We start from the raw sequence: 19,342 nt of genomic DNA, 5'->3' as shown, positions 1-19,342 counted from the left end.
TTTTATGTTAGAATGAATACAAATAAAAATAGTGAGGTGCACATCACGATGAATGATGCATTGGCTAAAGCTCTTAATGAGCAAATGAATTTCGAATTTTATTCTGCGCACGTCTATCTGGCGATGGCTGCTTATTGCTCCGGCGACAGCTTGGACGGATTCGCCAACTTCTTTATCGTTCAAGCGGAAGAAGAACGGTTTCATGCAATGAAAATATACAAATTCCTCAACGACCGCGGACGCCGCGCGACGATGGACGCACTTCCCGAGCCGAACAACGACTATAAATCCGTGTTGGATGCGTTCGAACAAGGCTACAAGCACGAACAGACGAATACGGAGCGCTTCTATCACTTATCCGATCTGGCTATGAACGATCGCGAGCATGCGACGATCAACTTCCTGAAGTGGTTCATTGACGAGCAGGTCGAAGAAGAGGCATTGTTCGACAGCATTATCAACAAGCTCAAGCGGATCGACAAGGACAGCAATGCTTTCTATATGCTGGACGCTGAGTTCGCCGGCCGCTCGTTCTCTCCTGATGCGGAGTAAGCGATCGGAATAGCTCTGATAGAGGGAGCCTTCTTCCCAAGAAGTGGGAAGGAGGCTTTTTTGTTCAGATATAGGAAAGTATAAGTTTCACTCTTATATTGACGCCTGTATCTCACCGCGAAACGTAAGCTAATGCCGCCAAAAGACGGCGATAGACGTTTACGCTTGGTCCAAGGTGTTATAGCAGGAGTATGGAGGAGATGAACTTGCGAAGTGTGGCGGAGACTGCGGAATGGCTTGGTCAATTGGGCGGATGGGCGATTGCTGCCAGTATACTGTTGAATGTCCTCATCAGTATCTCGGGTGTTATTCCGTCCGCTTTTTTGTCCGGGGCCAATGCCGTTGCTTTCGGACTGCCGCTGGGCTTTACCGTATCGCTTGCCGGCGAGGTTCTAGGTGCTTTTGTGTCCTATTGGCTATATCGCAAGGGACTACTTGTTATGCGACGGAAGGATGCAAGGTTAAGGAGATGGAGAGAGCGGATAGACAATGCCGGCAAAGTCAGGCAATTTCTGCTGATTCTTGTTGCAAGAATTATGCCGTTCATCCCTTCGGGCGCCGTCACCTTTTTCGCCGCATGGATCAATATGAATGTGCTTACATTTATGATCGCCACTCTAGTGGGCAAGGCTCCGTCCATAGCGGCGGAGGTTTGGCTTGGGCATAGTTTGTTTTCTTTGCTGAAGAGTATATGGTGATTGGTGATGCCGGAAGCTTCTCGAATGCACTTATGAGTAGAAGTCAAAATTTTGATTGTACAGGTAAAAATTATACCATCTCCATGTCATGAATCTATCTTATAATGAAGGCTGATAACTTCTTAGAAATGGACATGGAGGTGCATGAATTTTGAAAACGCTTTATAAAAGGGTGGCGCTCGTGCTTGCAATCTGCATGGTGCTGCAGCCCTTACTGAACAGTACGTACTCTATTGAGAAAGCGGTTGCACTACAAATGGAAATGAACCTGTTGGCCAACGGAGGCTTCGAGCAGACAACGGCTACCGGCGACCAGCGGTGGGTGAACGGGCAGCAGCCTGACGGCTGGGGGGCTTGGCTTGCCAGCGGTCAAGGACAAGCTTCCGTCACAGATGCAGTTTACCGCTCCGGTTCGCAAGGGGTGAAGATCCATCATCCGGCTGAAGCTCGTACTGGATTGAATTATAACGTGCCGGTTACAGGCGGGGAAACTTATAAGCTCAGCGCATGGGTGAAGACGGAGAATGTGGCGTCCAATAAAGGTGTCTTCGTCCGTACCCAATACTATAAAGAGATGTCGGGCGGCAGTACGAAAGTTAGCGACGGGGCGTCGACCGGATCGCTGAAGGGGACGAATGACTGGACATTGCTGGAGGCTATACTATCGCCTCCAGCAGAAGCCAACAGTATTCGCATCGAGCCTTTCTTCGAGACGGGAACAGGTACAGTCTGGTTCGACGACATCACATTGGCTGTGTCGAATGGCATTAAAGATATAAAGGTTGACCCCAAGCTGGTATCCATGAAAGCGGGCGACATGACTGTGTTGCAAGTCACTTATTCACCGCTGGACGCAGCAGATAAGACGCTGATCTGGTCTTCTTCCGATGAGAATATAGCTACGGTTGACAATGGCTTGGTATACGCGCACAATGCCGGGTTCGCAACGATCACTGTATCGACACCGGATGGATTGGTGAAGGATCAAGCGCTAGTGACAGTAGAAACGGATGCGACGTTGGCAGGGTATGATCAATTGAGACATCGTTGGTACGATAAACTGGTCGGCGGCTCTACGATCGATATGCAGGATTCCGATGTAGCTGCCTATATGGAAGCGTTGATCGAGGAAGTATCGAACAATAATCACGATGGCCTATGGGATACGTTGCAGAAGGAAGCGGACACCGAATTTCTGTGGGATGGGGTGATCGCTCAGAATAATACGAAATCCGCTCCCATTACGAAAGCGTACAGTCTGATAGGCAAGCTGGCGATCGCTTATTCCACCCCGGACACGCCTTATTATCAGAATGCTACATTGCGTGACGACATATTGGGTGCGCTTCAATGGATGCATACGTATCAATATAATGAAAACAAAACGATTGCTGACAACTGGTGGGATTGGGAGATCGGCTCGCCACAGTGGCTGATGAACATTCTCGTTCTGATGTACAACGATTTAAGCGAAGCTGAGCTGGATCAATATTTGCAGGTGATAGATACTTTCGTACCCGACCCGACGAAGCGCGTTTCTCTTTCCACAGTAACGGAGACGGGAGCCAACTTGCTGGACAAGGCTCTGGTAGTCGTGATTCGAGGCGTCGTCGGCAAGCAGGGAGCCAAAATAGAGCAAGGCAAGCAGGCGATGAGCAGCGAATTCAACTATGTATCGAGCGGAGAAGGCATCTATAAGGACGGCTCTCTTATTCAGCACAAAAATATTGCCTATACAGGCGCTTACGGGGCTGTATTAATTGGGAGAATGGCGGACTTGTTCTATTTGTTCAACGATTCTCCGTGGAATATTGAAGATCCTGATGGAGACAACGTCTATCGCTGGGTAGAGGAAGTGTTCGAGAGCCTTATTTACAAAGGCGCCATGATGGATATGGTGAAGGGGCGCAGCATTTCCAGGGAGAAGGATTCCGATCATCTGACGGGACGTGCGGTCATCCGCACATTGGCGAGATTGACGCAAGGGGCTCCTGAAGAGGAATCCGTCAAAATCAAAGCGATGATTAAAGAGTGGGTATCCTCGGATACGACATTCGAAAATTACTATGACGGCTTGCCGTTGTACGATATGAATATATTGAAATCCATTATGAACGACCCGTCGGTAGCGGCGAGAGGCGAGCTTGTCAAGCATCAGAACTTTGCCGCAATGGACCGTGTGGTTCACTTGCGCCCGGGTTACGGCTTCGGACTTAGCCTGTTCTCCGACCGTATATCCGCATTCGAATACGGCAATACGGAGAACAAGAAAGGCTGGTATACCGGTATGGGCATGACAAGCCTGTACAATAACGATCTGAAGCAATACAACAATCAGTATTGGCCGACTGTCGATATGTTCCGGCTTCCGGGCACGACTACAGACGGCTATGGACCGGTGCCGGCAGCATGGGCCAGTTATATGAATCCGAAAGCATGGGTCGGCGGTACTGTAATGGATGGCCTCTACGGCGTGAGCGGCATGGCATTCTCGCTGGCGAGCAGCACGAAGAGCTCGCTGGAAGGCAAGAAGTCCTGGTTCATGTTCGATAACGAAATTGTCGCTCTTGGCTCTGATATTACAGGCAGCGATAACCGCAAAGTCGAGACGATTGTGGAGAACCGCCAATTGAATGAGGACGGTACCAATGCGTTCACCGTGAACGGGGATGCGAAGCCGGATACGCCAGGATGGGAGGAAGCGATGCAGGGAGTGCAATGGGCTCATCTGGAGGGCAATGTTGCAGGCTCTGACATCGGTTACTACTTCCCGGAGACTGCTGCGATTGCCGGCAAACGGGAAGCGCGTACGGGGTCCTGGAACGAGATTAACGGCAACGGTTCTACCGATCCCATTACCCGTCATTACTTGAGCATGGCATTCGATCACGGGACGAACCCTTACGAACAGTCTTATGCGTACGTGCTGCTGCCGGGCAGCAGCAAGGAGCAGACGGAGGCGTACAGCCACAATCCGGGCATCTCCGTATGGAGCAATTCGGAGGAAGTGCACGCCGTACAGGAATCCGGTACAGGCATAGCGGGCTTCAACTTCTGGGAAGCGGCGGCTGTGAAGTATGCACGCGCTCCTCAGCCGGCTTCCGTTATGGTGAAGGAGTCCGGAGACGAGCTGACGATTGCGATATCCGATCCTACGCAGAAGCAAGACAAGGTTGTTATCGATCTGGGTAAAGTCGTGCTGGAGCAACTGGAGAAGGATGAGACGATTACGGTTGTTCAGACCGAGCCGTTCCTCCAGTTGGAGGTGAACACGGCTGGCTCGCTTGGCGCTGCGCATACCGTGAAGTTCCGTTACGATCCTGCTCAGTCGACAAATCTGGAGATCCCGACTGAAGAACCAAGCAATATCGTGAAGGTTGTGGCGAGCGACGACGTGTATGTCAATGCGGGTAAGCACGCCGACAAGAATTTTGCATCGGCGACTCAAATGGCCATTCGAACAGGCGGAGTCGATTATTTCCGCGAAATTTACTTGAAATTCGACCTGAACGAATGGATGGGCGATATCGCATCGGTGAAGCTTCACGTCAATGGCGTAACGAATGACAGCAATATGGCGCCGGCAACATATACAGCTGTACATGAAGTAGCTGACGACAACTGGACGGAGGAGACTCTGACGTGGAACACCAAGCCTGCCATCGGTAAAGAAATAATGCTGAATGGGGAACAACAACGGATTGCGCTTCCAAGGCAGGATACATGGCAGACGGTTGACGTGACAGCCTATGTACAGCAGCAGCTTGCGTCAGATGCCGGGAAGCAAGTCAGCTTCGGGCTTATTCCGCAGACCAACGCATCAGCCTCCATTTATAGTAAGGAGTATGAAGCCGGCGTGAAAGCTCCGTATTTGGAGATTACGTTGAAAGACGAGTTCGATGCACTGCGGGAGAAGTGGTACGATTACTTGACAGGCGGAGAGGATATCGATTCGGAGGATGCGGATATTGCTGCCCTTATCTCAGCCAATGCAGAGAAAGTGAAGAGCAGTGATCCGGAGACTCCAGGAATATGGATCACCATGAATAAGGCTGAGAATCGCACTTATCTGTGGGAGGATCTTGCCAGTACAACTGCTTCACGGGATGTGACGGAATCCTACAAGCGACTGAAGGATATGGCGGTTGCTTATGTGACGCCAGGCACCCGGTTGCACGGAGATCTGCAATTAAGGAATGATATTCTAAGCGGAATAGATTGGATGTTCGCGAATCGTTACAATCCTTCAAGAGCGATGTACAACAACTGGTGGGATTGGGAGATTGGATCGCCAATCGCGTATTCCGAAGTCGTTACCTTAATGTACAATGAGCTGTCGGAGGAGCAACTGGACAATTATTCAGCTGCGCTTACCCGATATGTACCGGACCCGACCAAGCGTCTGCACGGTTCAACCGGCTTGAAGGAAACGGGCGCCAATCTGCTGGACAAAGCCTTTATTGTTCTGCTGCATGGCGTGCTTGGCAAGGACGAGGCTCGAATTGAGGAGGCCCGCGGCTCCATCGGCTCTGTCTTCCCGTATGTGACAAGCGGAGACGGGTTCTACCGTGACGGATCGTTCATCCAGCACGTGAACTTGGCGTATACCGGGAGTTATGGCGGCGTTTTATTATCGAATATCGAGAAGCTGATGGTATTGCTTGGTGATTCGCCTTGGCCGATCGAAGATCCCAATCTTCAGAATGTATGGGAATGGATCGACAATTCATTCATTCCGGTTATTCATCAGGGGCATATGATGGAGATGGTGAGCGGCAGATCGGTATCGCGATACTTCCGCAATACACGCAAGCCGATGTGGACGATTCTCAGTCTGGCGAACTATGCGCCGGAAGGGAAGTCGGAATACTATAAACAGCTTGTGAAGAGATGGATAGTGGATGACGGGACGACAGTGGATACTTATGAGCGTATGAGCATTAACGAAATCGTGCAGTATAAGCAGCTGATGAGCGATGCGTCGATCGAACCGCTTGAGGCGGGCGAGTCGCACCATCAGTTCACGGCGATGGACCGCGTCGTGCACGAGCGCGAGCAGTATACATTCGGGCTCAGCATGTCCTCTTCGCGCATCGCCAACTTTGAAGGCGGCGTTAACGGCGAACATAAACGCGGCTGGTATACAGGTGACGGCATGACGTATCTGTACAATGCGGATTCCGATCAGTTCCATAACGAATTCTGGCCGACTGTGAACGCATCTCGTCTGCCAGGCACCACTTCGGACGGACTTATCCGCTCCAATTCGAAGACGACCGGCAAGAGCTGGGTAGGCGGCTCCGAGCTCGGGCTGTACGGCATCTCCGGCATGGATCTAGCTCCTCCGGGCAGCACATTGCGCGGCAAGAAGTCCTGGTTCATGTTCGACGATGAGATTGTTGCGCTCGGCGCCGGTATAAGCGTGGAGGATAAACGCAGCGACGGCGAGCAAGTGGAGACGATTGTGGAGAACCGCATGCTGAATGAGGAAGGCAGCAACGCACTGACGATTAACGGGGTTCAACAATCTGTCGATGCTGAATGGACGGAGCGCATCGACGATGTGCAATGGGCGCATCTGGCAGGTACGCACGAAGGAGCGGATATCGGCTACTATTTCCCCGGCGGTACGAAGCTCAAAGCTATGCGCGAGTTAAGAGAAGGGGCATGGAGTGAAATTCATCCGCAAGGCTTAACTGATCCGATTAACAAGTACTATGCAAGTCTTGCTGTCGAGCATGGCACAAAGCCTGAGGCTGAAGACTATGCATACGTCTTGCTCCCATCCAAAAATGTGGAAGATACAGCGGCTTATGCAAGCAATCCAGGCATTGAGGTTGTGAGCAACACAGATAGCATCCAGGCTGTTCAGGAGAAGGAACTGGGCATCACAGGCGTGAACTTCTGGGAAGCGGGACAATTGGATAAGCTGCGCGCTTACGGTCCGGCATCCGTCATGATGAAGAAGCAAGGCGATGAGGTAACGTTGTCTATCTCTGATCCTACGCAAGCGCAAGATACGCTTAAAGTGGAATTGGCTGCCGTAATGATAGATGTTGTAGAGAAGGATCAAGCCGTTAACGTGTTGAGAACTTCTCCTAGCATCGTAGTCGAAGTGAATACAAGAGGCTTGGCCGGTCAGAGCAAGAGCATCTCATTCAAGGTCAACCCGAATATTGATGTAGAGCTGCCAGACGAGACAGATTTCGAGCCTGACGAGGACGCGAAGCGCAGAATCGATGCAGCGGCCGATGCGGCAGGATTCGGCGGATCGGAAGCGGACAAGAATTTTGGCGGCAACAACTATCTCAACCTTCGCAATGGCAGTGGATATACGGATCGCAGAGTTTTTCTGAAATTCGATTTGTCCAGCTTTGCAGGTGAAATTGATCAAGTTAAGCTGTATACGTACGGATTGACGAATGATACCAACGGTAATCAATCCGACATCGGGGTATTCCAGGTTCAAGATGACAGTTGGCAGGAGAATGTGCTGACTTACAATAATATGCCTCAGATGCAAGGAGATGCGCTTGACGTGAAGACATTCACGGAACCAGGCTGGCGTCACTTCGATGTTACTTCTTATGTGAAGGAACAACTTGGAGCAGACGATGCCGTTGTTAGCTTTGGCTTGCGTCAAGTAAGTCTGCCGCATCTGCACGCATCCATCCATAGCCGTGAGAAGGATGGCGGTGTGAACGGGGCTTATCTGGAAATTGTTCTGAAGGAAGACACTGCGCCTGCAACATCGGTTGAGGTTGAAGGTGAGAGCGATGGAAGCGGCAATTATATTGAAGAGGCTGCGCTGAGCTTTACTGCAGAAGATAATCATCAGGGATGGGGACTGCTGCGGACAGAGTACCGGCTGGGAGAAGGCAAGTGGCAGGTACCGGCGGACAACGAGCTGCTGCTGACACAAGCTGGTGAACATGTCGTTCAATACCGTTCCATTGATAAGGCCGGTAATATTGAAGCGACTAAAGAAATCGTCGTTCATGTTGTGGAGCGGGATACAACGCCGACACCGGAACCGACACCAGAGCCAACACCGGAGCCGACACCGACACCGACGCCGGAACCGACACCGACACCGACGCCGGAACCGACACCGACACCGACGCCGGAACCGACACCGGAACCGACACCGGAACCGACACCAGAGCCGACACCAGAGCCGACACCAGAGCCGACGCCGACACCGGAATCGACACCAGAGCCGACACCAGAGCCGACGCCGACACCGGAATCGACAACGATACCAACTTCAGATGTTGTGCTGAACGATGTGCAGGGGCATTGGTCGCAGAAAGCTGTAGAGAAAGCAGTCAAGCTAGGATTTATTAAAGGATATCCAGGCGGAGAATTCCGTCCGGACCAGAAAATCAACCGGATGCAATTCACGGCTCTTCTCGTAAGAGGATTAGGGCTTATGGAGGAAGCGGAGCTGGCATTCGACGATGCGGATCAACTGCCGGAATGGGCAGCTGGCGACGTCGCGAAAGCGATTAGACATGGCTTCATCGGAGGCTATGAGGATAATACCTTCAAGGGAGACAAGCTTATTACAAGAGCGGAGCTGGCAGTTATGGCTGCCAAAGCGCTAGACTTGAAGGAAATAGATGACGGTGAGCTGCCATTCGCCGATAGCGGTGACATCCCCGTGTGGGCAAGAGGCTGGCTTGCTGCGGCGATTGAGGCTGGCTTGTTGAACGGACGCGGCGACAACATCATCGATCCGCTAGGTGAAGCGACAAGAGCCGAAGCGACCATCGTATTGCTGCGTGTAGTAGAAGCATTAGAGAAAAGAGAGAACTAATTCGATAGAGAAGAGGCCAGTTGACGTCATACGTCGGCTGGCTTTTTCATACTTTAAATTTGGGAGTGAGGTTGTCTTCCGCCTCGATTAATTTTTGGCAAGTTAAGCATATAGAGACGGACATTCTGAATTGTATCTTCTTCGATGAACATAAACAATGGGATAGCTTTGTAGACAAGCATAAAGTTAAGCTGCTGGAGGAATATGGTAGGATGATACCGTTATTACGGTGTTTATAGGCAATGTGACCTCGATTAGAGGCAGGAAAGTGGGCGAATGGCGGGTTGCAGGCGATGTGACCTCGGTTGGAGGCAGGAAAGTTTGCGAATAGTGAGCTGTAACCTAACCTCAGTTGGAATTCGGGAATAAGTGTGAAGGACGCCGTCAGGCGTTTTACAATGAAGTTACGCAATGAGGAGTCGAGAACTTGAGACTGCTCTCCGGATGAGCTATGTTATTGGAGGAAGGCATTCAGCATCATGCAGAAAGTAGGGACAACATGATTGAAGCAGCGAAGCAACAAGACGTAAATGAAGTATTGCCGCTTATATTGTCGGCGATCGGTACCATTGCATACACCCTGTCGGGAACGGAAGACGATGAGCTGACATGGGAGGTGCTGGCGAGCGACTACGCAAACGAGCATAATCGCATAAGCTATCGCAATATTATTGTCGATCGCAGAGACGGACGTATCGCAGGCATGCTTATCAGCTACCGAGGCGACGATGCCGATGAGCTGGACCAGCAATTCCGTGAACGGCTGGAGAGCATATACGGCCCAGGCGCAGGGGGCAAGCTGACGATGGAATGCCAGCCGGGCGACTACTACCTGGATGCTGTAGCTGTCGATGAACGCTTCAGAGGACAAGGAATTGCGAAGCGCTTAATTGCCGCCTTCGAAGGGCTGGGCGAGCAGAAGCGCTGCAGCAGATTATCACTTATTGTAGAGCCTGACAATACGGCGGCATACTCGCTTTATCAACGGTCTGGCTACAAGGATGACGGTGAGCTGACCGTGAGCGGCAGCCGCTACATCCGCATGATAAAGCTATTTGAATCGTCTGAGGCTTAAGCCTCAGACGATTATTTAAGTTTCTATGGAATATATAGGGACATTGGGGTAAGATGGAAGATAGCATTGTTTGTAATTGTCCTACAAGGGAGGGGTTAAGAGAGTTGAGGCAGTTGACCGGCTGCTGGCAATGGCTGCGAGCCAACCCGCTACTGGCTGCACTATTTGCTGCAGGGGTGCTCGTCAGGGTATTCGCATGGGGCAACGTTCCTCCGGGGCTGAATCAGGATGAAGCTTCAATTGGGTACGATACATACGCGCTGCTTCATTACGGCATTGACCGGAACGGCAGCTTTCTGCCGATGCATCTTATCGCGTGGGGGAGCGGACAGAACGCCCTGTACGCCTACTTCTCCATGCCCTTTATTTATCTCTTTGGCCTGCATGAAGGATCTATTCGAGCCGTCAGCCTAATCTTCGGATTGCTGGGCATGTGGGCGGTGTATTGGCTGGCGAAGGAGACCTTGGGTGGAGGGAAAGGTGCTATCATAGGCATTTTCCTGATTGTTATCTGTCCCTGGCATATTATGATGTCCAGGTGGGCGCTTGAGTCCAATCTGTTTCCGACGCTTGTTCTTCTTGCCATCGTATGCCTGCTGCAGGCTTTGAAGCAGGGCGGAGCAGGCTGGTGGATTGGCTTCAGCGTTCTCATCTCTCTGTCCATGTACGCTTATGGCACCTCCTATTTTGTTGTGCCGGTATTTTTATTGGGTGGCGCGATTTATCTTGGCGTGACTCGAACGGTGAAATTTTGTGTGCTTCTGGCGCAATGCGGAGCGATCCTGTTTCTGACGCTGCCTATTCTATTATTTCTATGGATTAACCGGGGCGGTCAAGCCGCCATCGACCTCGGTCTGATGACGATCCCGCGGCTTACGGTGCCAAGGGTTGAACAGGTTTCGTCTCTATTTGGGAGTGATGCTGTTCACAGGGCGGGAGAGCACTTGCAGCAGTTTCTGGATATTTACGTGACGGGGCATGACGGCTTGCTCTGGAACGCCATTCCGGCATTCGGTTATTTGTATCCGATATCGCTGCCATTTATTGCGATCGGCATCGGATACACAGGCAAGCTGGCCTTGAAGGAGAAGAATGTGGCTGCAGCTCTCATTTTATTGATGTTTCTATCCGCCTTGCTGATGACACTGGTAACGGATACGAACATTAATAGAATCAATATTATTTTCTATCCGACCGTCTTGCTTGCGGCGAGCGGGCTTTTTTGGACGTGGAAGAACGTGAAGCGGGCGGCTTACGTAGCGATCGCGGCATTTTGCCTTTTTTTCGCGGCGTTCAGTGTGAACTACTTCAAGGAATTCCCTGATAGAATCAGTCCAATGTTCTATGAATCTCTCGGAGACTCGATTCGGTATGCCAGTCAAGCGACGGAAGGAAAGATATATGTCACCAATAAGGTGAACATGCCCTACATATTTGTGTTGTTTTATGAGCGGATCAATCCGCATGATTTTTTGGCTACGGTGAACTACATGCATGAGGACGCCCCTTTTCGGCATGTGGAGTCATTCGGACGATATGCGTTCGAGCAAGTTCCCGAGCTTCGTCCGAACGAGGATGCTGCCTATATTTTATACAATTCCGATGCCTTGCAGCAGGCCCCGGAAGGTTATGCGGTTAGACGTTTCAAGCATTTTACGGTCATTAGCAAGCAATAGGCGATAGATTCATAGAGAAGGTACATATTCGATAGATATTGCCGATATAATGTAAAGAATATATTTACTAGGGGTAATTAGGAGGAACATACGTGAACAAAAAATGGTATAAAGCGATTGTGGTTCCCGCTCTTGCCGCCGGTCTTATACTGGCTCCCGTCGGGAACGGGGCTTCCGCCGTCCATGCGGCAGCAACTCCCGCTGTTCAGCAGGAAAAGGCGATTGGACTTATTTTAAACGGTGAAAATATGCCATTGAATACGCCAATATACAAAGTGAACGGCGTAACGATGGCTCCATTGCAGGAACTGGCGGAAGCGCTTGAAGCAACAGTCATTGCCGAAGCCAAGTCGGGTATTATCATCATCAGATCCGATTACACGACCATCTCGCTGGAGATCGGCAGCAAGGATGCGCTAGTGAACGGCAAAACGGTAAGCATGGGAGTGGAAGCGGCCTTGCAGCACGACGTTGCCTACGTTCCGATTCGGTTCCTGGCAGAGACGCTGGATGCAACCGTTGAGTGGAATGCTGAGCAGCATGCGGTCGAAGTCGAGACATGGGATTATGTCAGTGACGAAGAGTACGAGCAGTGGCTGGAAGAGCTAGAGGAACTGCCTCCGCTGGAGCAACTGACCCCTACGGATATCGTCGACCGATATGATGAGAGCGTAGTTATGATTACGACGAATAATGGGCTGGGAAGCGGAATTGTGATCGGGGAAGATCTTGTGCTGACCAACTATCATGTCATCGAGGATGCCACATCCGCTAACGTACATACCATTTATTACGACGATGTTGAAGTGAAAGGCGTCGTCACCTGGTCTGAGTATTCCGATCTGGCCATCATTCGGACGGAAGAGCCGTTGGATGTGACAATTGTAGAGATCAGCGACGATTATTACGCCAGCAAAGGCGATCCTGTCGTAGCGATCGGCAGCCCGCTTGGCGTGCAGAATACGGTGTCGGAAGGCATCATCAGCAACATTACCTATGAATTCGGAGTTCGTTACATTCAGATGAATGCACCGATTGACAGCGGCAGTTCTGGCGGTGCGCTGTTCAATGCCTACGGCCAACTCATCGGCATTAACAGCTTTGCTGTCATGGAGACGTCGGCGGATCTGAATTTTGCCGTCTCCGCCTATCATGCGGCAGATCTGATGGACAGTGTAACAGAGGAAGAGATCGAGAATGCAGCTTTCTTGCCTCCGAGCCTTCCGGATTCGCTTGTCGGTGTATCCATGAAGGAGATCGAGGATCTGCTGGAAGCGGAATTCGGCACGGTGATGACATCGGGAGGCGAGACGGAGCTTACGAAGTGGAAGGCAGAGAAGGACCATGAGGGCTGGCTTGTCATTACCGCGCAGATGGACCCTAGATTCTACATCTATTATGGCGTCTCGACTGCCGATGAATGGAGAATGTGGGCTGTCCAGCTAGGACACGAATTGCATCGCATGCTGCCGGATGACAAGATTCAGGTCCGTGTACAGTTCCAGCGCGATTATCCGTTCAAGCCGCGCGGGCTTGCGGCGGATGAAGTGAAGCCGAAGGGCGATGGCAAGTGGCGCGTACAATACGATATTATCGATATGCAACTGATGGATCAGATGTATATGGAGACAAGGTTCTAATTGAAGAGAGCTCTTGCAGCCAGGTGTTATGGCGGCGGGGCTCTTCTTTTCTTGTCCGAAGTCCGCTACAATAGAAGGCAGCCCCATTCAGAGAGGATATAGATGATGAAAGTTGTACTGTCTACGCTTAATGCCAAATTTATTCATACTTCGCTCGCGCTGCGTTGCCTGAAAGCATACAGCGGCGAGCAATTCGACATCGATATTGCAGAATATACGATTAAAGACCCCGCGATGAACATCGTGTCGGACCTGTACTCGCGGAAGCCGGATGTCGTAGGCTTCTCCTGCTACATTTGGAATATAGAAGAGACGATCACTGTGATCAATATGCTGCGTAAAATTATGCCGGAGCTGCGCATCGTGCTCGGCGGACCCGAGGTGAGCTACGATACGGAGTATTGGATGGAGCGGCTGCAGGAAGTCGACTTCATCGTCGTCGGCGAAGGGGAAGAGACGTTCCACCATCTGCTCACGGAGATTGAAGGAACGAATAAATTCCACATGGTATTCGGCATCGCCTACCGGAAGGAGACGGAGAATGGCCAGCAAATTATTGTCAATCCGCCGCGCCCGAAGCTGAATCTGGCCGAGCTGCCGTCGCCGCACCGATTCCAAGAGGATCTGCCGCATCTGGGCAGCCGGGTAGTCTACTTCGAGACGAGCAGAGGCTGTCCCTTCAGCTGCCAGTTCTGCTTGTCCAGCATCGAGGTCGGCGTCCGCTACTTCGATATGGATCGGACGAAGGCAGATATTCTGTACTTGATCGAGAATGGTGCGAAGCTGATCAAGTTCGTTGACCGTACCTTCAATATTAAGCGGGATTACGCGCTGGAGATGTTCCGCTTCCTCATCGAGAACCATAGCGGATGCGTCTTCCAATTCGAGATTACTGCGGATATTATGCGGCCGGAGGTGCTGGATTACTTGGCGGAGCATGCGCCGCCGGGCATATTCCGATTCGAGATCGGGGTGCAGTCGACGAACGATCCGACCAATCTGGCCGTTCAGCGGCGTCAGAATTGGTCCAAGCTGGTGCGTACCGTAACGAAAGTAAGAGATTCCGGCAAGATCGATCAGCATCTTGACTTGATCGCAGGGCTTCCGCTGGAGAATTACGATACATTCCGCGGCACCTTCAACGACGTATTCGCACTTCGGCCGGAGGAGCTGCAGCTCGGCTTCCTTAAGATGCTTCGTGGAACGGGACTGCGGCTGAATGCTGAGAAGTGGGGTTATGTATACATGGATCGGGCGCCGTACGAGATGCTCGGCAATGACTTGATGCCGTTCGGCGATATCGTACGGATCAAGCGGGTGGAGGATGTGTTGGAGAAGTATTGGAATGCGCACCGGATGGATCATGCGCTGCTATACCTGGTCGACCGGGTATTTCCATCTCCGTTCGACTTCTTTCAGATGTATGGGGATTACTGGGAGAGCCGGGGATGGGAGAAGATTGGCCATCAGCTGGAGGATCTGTTCTTCAGACTGTGGCAGTATTTGAATGCGCCGGATTCTTCCCATCTGGATATCGAGCACGATGTCGTGCAGGGGCTGATGAAATACGATTACTTCCTGAATCATAACTTCAAGCCTCGCAAAATGTGGTGGGAGTTCACGATGGACAAGGCGGAATGGTCGGGCTGGATGCGCCGCATTCTGGAGAGTCCGGAGCAGGTGACTGGCGGCTTCGCCGAATTGGGCTTGCAGGAACGGGAGCTGCACAAGCACGCCGTAATCGAAAAGCTGCCGTTCGACCTTGCTCTGTTCCTGCATAACGGGGACATTCGCAGAGAGCGGCATACGCTGCTCATTATGCTCTACATGCCGGAGGGCGGCAGCAGTAAGCCGAAGCCTCGGCCATATATGCTGACCTTGGATGGCTCCGCTCTGGGAGCGAACGTTTAGTGAAGTGATGGAGAGGGCGTCGTAGCCGGTTTGATCCGGTTATGGCGCTCTTTCATGTATTTGGGTTTGAGTTCAGTCGATTGTCGGTAAGGATGTTCTTGTTTGGGTGTTTTTGTACGATATTTCGTACAAACATAGCTTGTGAGTGGAGGGGGCGGTCGGATTTGTGTGAAATTTCGTACAAACGTGGCTTGTGGGGGGAGGGAACGGTCGAATTTGTGTGAAATTTCGTACAAACGTGGCTTGTGGGGGGAGGGAGCGGTCGGATTTGTGTGAAATTTCGTACAACTGTGGCTTGTGAGTGGAGGGAGCGGTCGGATTTGTGTGAAATTTCGTACAAACGTGGCTGGTGAGTGGAGATTGCTGACGGAGAAGTGTGTCAAATTGAATTGTGGCGTCAAGTAATCTCTTTGCGGGCATGAGGTAAGGGGAAGCAAGAGTTGTGAGGAACGCAGGATAGTGGATAGAGGAGGGATTGGGGGGAACAAGGAGGGTTCCCCCGTAAAGAAAGACACCTTGCGGCGCCTTTCAACCAACCTATATTTACTCCTGTACTGTACGCAAGCTGGTACAAACGTCGCAGCATGCTATTGCATAATACAACCTGCAGTGCAAGCCGAGTCACACCACAGCTTAAACTGCGAAACGAAGCTGCACATTACAATGCAATGGAGTTACGCGTTACCGCATCACGAAGCCGCGTTACCGCGTCACGAAGCTGCGCGTTACCGCGTCACGAAGCCGCGTTACCGCGTCACGAAGCTGTGCATTACTGAGGCACAACGCTGCGCAGTACGGTCAGGCTGCCCGTCAGTCTGCAGCCCCCCAGCGTAGCCGGAAGCAGGAAGCACTCGCCCGCTTTCACAGCTTGCTCGCCGCCGTCCCACTGCATCGTGCCTTCTCCGTCGGCGATGACGAGAATGACGAAGCTGTCTTCGGTCGCAGCCAGCGTCGAAGTGCCGTCGACGATCCCTTTCTCCACCAGGAAGTAAGGGGAAGAGGCAATCGTAAGCCACTCGCCTGCGCCAATGCCGTCGGTTTTCATCCGTGTTGCGCCCGCTCCCTCGTAAGCGATGACGTTCAGTGAATCTTCGATGTGAAGCTCCCGCAGCTTGCCGTCAAGGCCTGGGCGGTCGTAGTCATGCAAACGGTAAGTCGTGTCGGAGTTTTGCTGAATCTCGGCGACCACTACACCGGAGCACAAGGCATGTACAGTTCCGGCTGGAATGTAGAACGCATCGCCCGCTTCCACCGGCACTTCTTGCAGCGTCTCCATAATTCGTCCTTCCTTGATCGCCGCTTCCATGCCTGCGCGGTCAACGCCTTCCTTCAAGCCATAGATGATTTTAGCACCCGGCTTCGCAGACAAGATGTACCACATCTCGGTTTTGCCAAGCTCACCCTTGGGCAATCCTGCGTAGTTGTCCGTTGGATGCACCTGCACGGACAGATCGTCATTGCAATCCAACAGCTTGATCAACAGCGGGAACCGGCCGTTCGTCTCCGAGAAGCCGTTCTTGCCGAACCACGCCTTGCCGAACTGATTGCGAATCTGGTCAAGGCCGATCCCGGCAAGTGGACCGTTCGTCACCTTCGTCGTTCCGTTCGGATGATCGCCGATCATCCAGCCTTCCCCGATCGCGCCTTCGGGAAGCTCCAGTCCGAAGCTCTCCAGTGCGCGTCCGCCCCATACGCGTTCCTTCATCTCCGGCTTGAACTGCAGCGGGTATGGCTTGATGCTGTCCGCGCTGCTCTTCTGGAACAGCTCCAGCAGCTCGCCGTCCGGTCCATAGATGAAGAAGTAGCGGGAGCCGTCCGGCAGCCGTGTGATCTCCTCGTCTTTCAGCTCCACGCCCAGCTCCCTAACACGCTTCAGCTCGGCATCCAGATCGTCTACCGCGAACGCGGCATGATGCACTTTTCCTTCTGCTGGGAGGCTGTCGTTGTAGCCTTCAATCAATTCCAGTTCCGTCTCTTCGTGCCCCGGGAAGGTCAAGAAGGCCAGCTTGATAACGCCGTTCGTATGCAGCATCGTATGCTTGTGCTCCATGCCAAGCACTTTGGTGTAAAATGCAATTGATTTCTCGATGTCCTTCACCATAATGCCCAAATGCTCAATTTTTTTGACTGCCATCGTTGTCGTTCTCCTCTCTGTAATAAAAAGATAGCCATGTTGGGGAAAAGTGCTGCTGCATCTGACGATCAGCCCAATAAAGCCCTTAAGGTCGATCCACCCTGATTATCCCGAGTAGGGAAAAGAGTCCGTTGAGCTCATCAGCTTCCTTGGGAGCGCGAACGCTCTATCGCAATCAAGTAAGGGGCATGCGGACGCTGCAATTGCCGGTACTGCACGACTTGTGCTTCCCGCTGAGGCAGCTTCGACGCCCACTCCTCTACGATTGCCGCCTCGGAGTCTCCGCCAGGATGTCCGGGATAGAGCGCGCAAGTGACGATTCCTCCGGGACGCAGCAGCGAGAGTGCGGCTTGAAGCGCCGCGAGCGTGGAGCCTGGCTCCGTTATGACGGACTCATCGCTACCGGGCAGGTAGCCCAGATTGAACATGACTGCGGCAATCTCTCCGCGATGAGCCTCCTCTACGACCTCGGCCATAGCGGCGTGATCTTGCAGCAGCAGCACCAGTCTCGGCGCTGCGCCTTCCGTGCCAAGCGGCTTCAGACGACCCGATGTACGATCCAGTGCTTCCTGCTGAATATCAAACGCGTAGACGCAGCCGCGCCGCCCGACCAGCTTCGCCAGCTCGAGGGTGTCTACGCCTCCGCCGGCCGTGGCGTCGATGACGGTGTCACCAGGATGAACACGTTCAGCGATCCACTTGTGAGCCAGACTAAGAATAGATAAGAACCCCATATTAGCCGTCCCCCTCCGTACGCCACCACTTCCCTTGCCAAGTATCGCGGCGTCGCAGCTCGGCGTCGATGCCGTTGAGCACATCCCACTTTCGCTGGCTCCACATCGGCCCGATCAGCAACTCGCGGGGGGCGTCGCCCGTAACCCGATGTACGACCATCTCGGGAGGGAGCAGCTCCAGCGTGTCTACAACTAGCTTCGTGTACTCATCCTGCTCAAGGAATCGTAGCAGCCCCGCTTCGTATTGCTTGACCATCGGCGTCTTGCGCATGAGGTGAAGCAGATGGAGCTTGATGCCCTGCACATCCATACGTGCAACCGCACGGCCCGTATCCAGCATCATCTCGTGAGACTCTCCGGGCAGTCCGTAGATGATATGGGTGCATATGCGGATATTCCGCTCGCGAAGTCTGCGTACTGCCTCCTCATAACAAGCCGTATCATGTGCTCGATTAATGAGCGTCGAGGTGGACTCATGAACCGTCTGCAGCCCCATCTCCAGCCATAGATAAGTTCGCTCGTTCAGCTCGGTCAAGTAATCCAGCACGTCCTCTGGCAAGCAATCCGGCCGCGTAGCGATCGACAGACCGACAACGCCGGGTTGCTGCAGGATCACTTCGAAATATTCTCTTAGCGTATCCACCGGGGCATACGTATTCGTATAGGCCTGGAAATAGCCGATATAACGCGCATCGGGCCATTTCTTGTGCTGACGGTCCCGGATCGTATTGAACTGCGTAATCAGATCGTCCCGTCTTCTCCCGGCGAAGTCACCCGAGCCTCTGGCGCTGCAGAATGTGCAGCCGCCCGTCGCGATGGAGCCGTCACGATTGGGGCAGGTGAAGCCGGCATCCAGCATGACCTTGAACACTTTGCCGCCGAATTGCTGCCTCATCTCATAGTTCCAAGTATGAAATCGCTTGTCCCCCCATAGCATTGGCTGCGATGGCGGCGTAAGTTGCTGAACCATCCATTTCCCTTCTTTCAAAACATTCATCCCTCATTGTATCGGATTTAATGTGGAATTGCTATGTCGCTAAAATTTGTTCAAGGATTAGGCTTGCTTAACCTAACATGATATGTTATATTAAAATTGCGACAAA

10 protein-coding genes and 1 pseudogene are annotated in these 19,342 nt (G+C 52.3%); 7 read left to right on the top strand and 4 right to left on the bottom strand.

The features are described 5' to 3' along the window. The first annotated feature begins 48 nt into the window (after positions 1-48). The 7 genes from M6D81_RS20920 to M6D81_RS20890 all read left to right on the top strand — a co-directional run bounded on the left by M6D81_RS20920 (position 49) and on the right by M6D81_RS20890 (position 15,371). Positions 49-552: a ferritin gene (locus M6D81_RS20920; protein WP_262678969.1), complete on the top strand. Its 504-nt coding sequence runs from the start codon at positions 49-51 to the stop codon at positions 550-552. Positions 553-752: 200 nt separating this feature from the next. After that, the gene (locus M6D81_RS20915) at positions 753-1,250 is read left to right on the top strand and encodes a TVP38/TMEM64 family protein (RefSeq protein WP_262678968.1); all 498 of its coding nucleotides are present in this window, start codon (positions 753-755) and stop codon (positions 1,248-1,250) included. 151 nt (positions 1,251-1,401) lie between these two features. Then, the gene (locus M6D81_RS20910) at positions 1,402-9,069 is read left to right on the top strand and encodes a polysaccharide lyase family 8 super-sandwich domain-containing protein (RefSeq protein WP_262678967.1); all 7,668 of its coding nucleotides are present in this window, start codon (positions 1,402-1,404) and stop codon (positions 9,067-9,069) included. A gap of 499 nt (positions 9,070-9,568) precedes the next feature. After that, entirely contained in the window at positions 9,569-10,144 is a 576-nt protein-coding gene (locus M6D81_RS20905; protein ID WP_262678966.1) for a GNAT family N-acetyltransferase, read from the top strand. Between the two features lie 104 nt (positions 10,145-10,248). Continuing rightward, on the top strand, positions 10,249-11,820 hold the full coding sequence (locus tag M6D81_RS20900) for a glycosyltransferase family 39 protein (RefSeq protein ID WP_262678964.1): 1,572 nt from the start codon (positions 10,249-10,251) through the stop codon (positions 11,818-11,820). 92 nt (positions 11,821-11,912) lie between these two features. Then, on the top strand, positions 11,913-13,460 hold the full coding sequence (locus tag M6D81_RS20895; protein ID WP_262678963.1) for a trypsin-like peptidase domain-containing protein: 1,548 nt from the start codon (positions 11,913-11,915) through the stop codon (positions 13,458-13,460). Between the two features lie 105 nt (positions 13,461-13,565). After that, positions 13,566-15,371 carry a B12-binding domain-containing radical SAM protein gene (locus M6D81_RS20890; RefSeq protein ID WP_262679008.1) on the top strand — a complete coding sequence of 602 codons (1,806 nt, stop codon included), beginning with the start codon at positions 13,566-13,568 and terminating at the stop codon, positions 15,369-15,371. A 769-nt stretch (positions 15,372-16,140) separates the two neighbouring features. On the opposite strand, the gene M6D81_RS20885 is transcribed toward M6D81_RS20890, so the two are convergent. The 4 genes and pseudogenes from M6D81_RS20885 to mnmL form a co-directional block, all read right to left on the bottom strand. Further along, the gene (locus tag M6D81_RS20885) at positions 16,141-17,109 is read right to left on the bottom strand and encodes a type I phosphomannose isomerase catalytic subunit (RefSeq protein ID WP_410795772.1); all 969 of its coding nucleotides are present in this window, start codon (positions 17,107-17,109) and stop codon (positions 16,141-16,143) included. Positions 17,110-17,145: 36 nt separating this feature from the next. After that, positions 17,146-17,505 (bottom strand): annotated as a pseudogene (locus tag M6D81_RS20880) (VOC family protein); the annotation flags it as partial. Positions 17,506-17,645: 140 nt separating this feature from the next. Then, a complete protein-coding gene (gene mnmM / locus M6D81_RS20875; protein ID WP_262678962.1) occupies positions 17,646-18,239 on the bottom strand; it encodes a tRNA 5-(aminomethyl)-2-thiouridylate-methyltransferase MnmM in 594 nt (197 codons plus the stop codon). 1 nt (position 18,240) lies between these two features. After that, positions 18,241-19,209, bottom strand: a complete 969-nt coding sequence (mnmL, locus tag M6D81_RS20870) for a tRNA modification radical SAM protein MnmL/YtqA (protein WP_262678961.1) — start codon at positions 19,207-19,209, stop codon at positions 18,241-18,243. Between the last annotated feature and the right edge of the window lie 133 nt (positions 19,210-19,342).

This window comes from Paenibacillus sp. J5C2022, assembly GCF_025567625.1.
GTDB lineage: Bacteria > Bacillota > Bacilli > Paenibacillales > Paenibacillaceae > Pristimantibacillus.
Note: the sequence above shows the minus strand (reverse complement) of the source record. Positions and strands in the feature narration are given on the sequence as shown.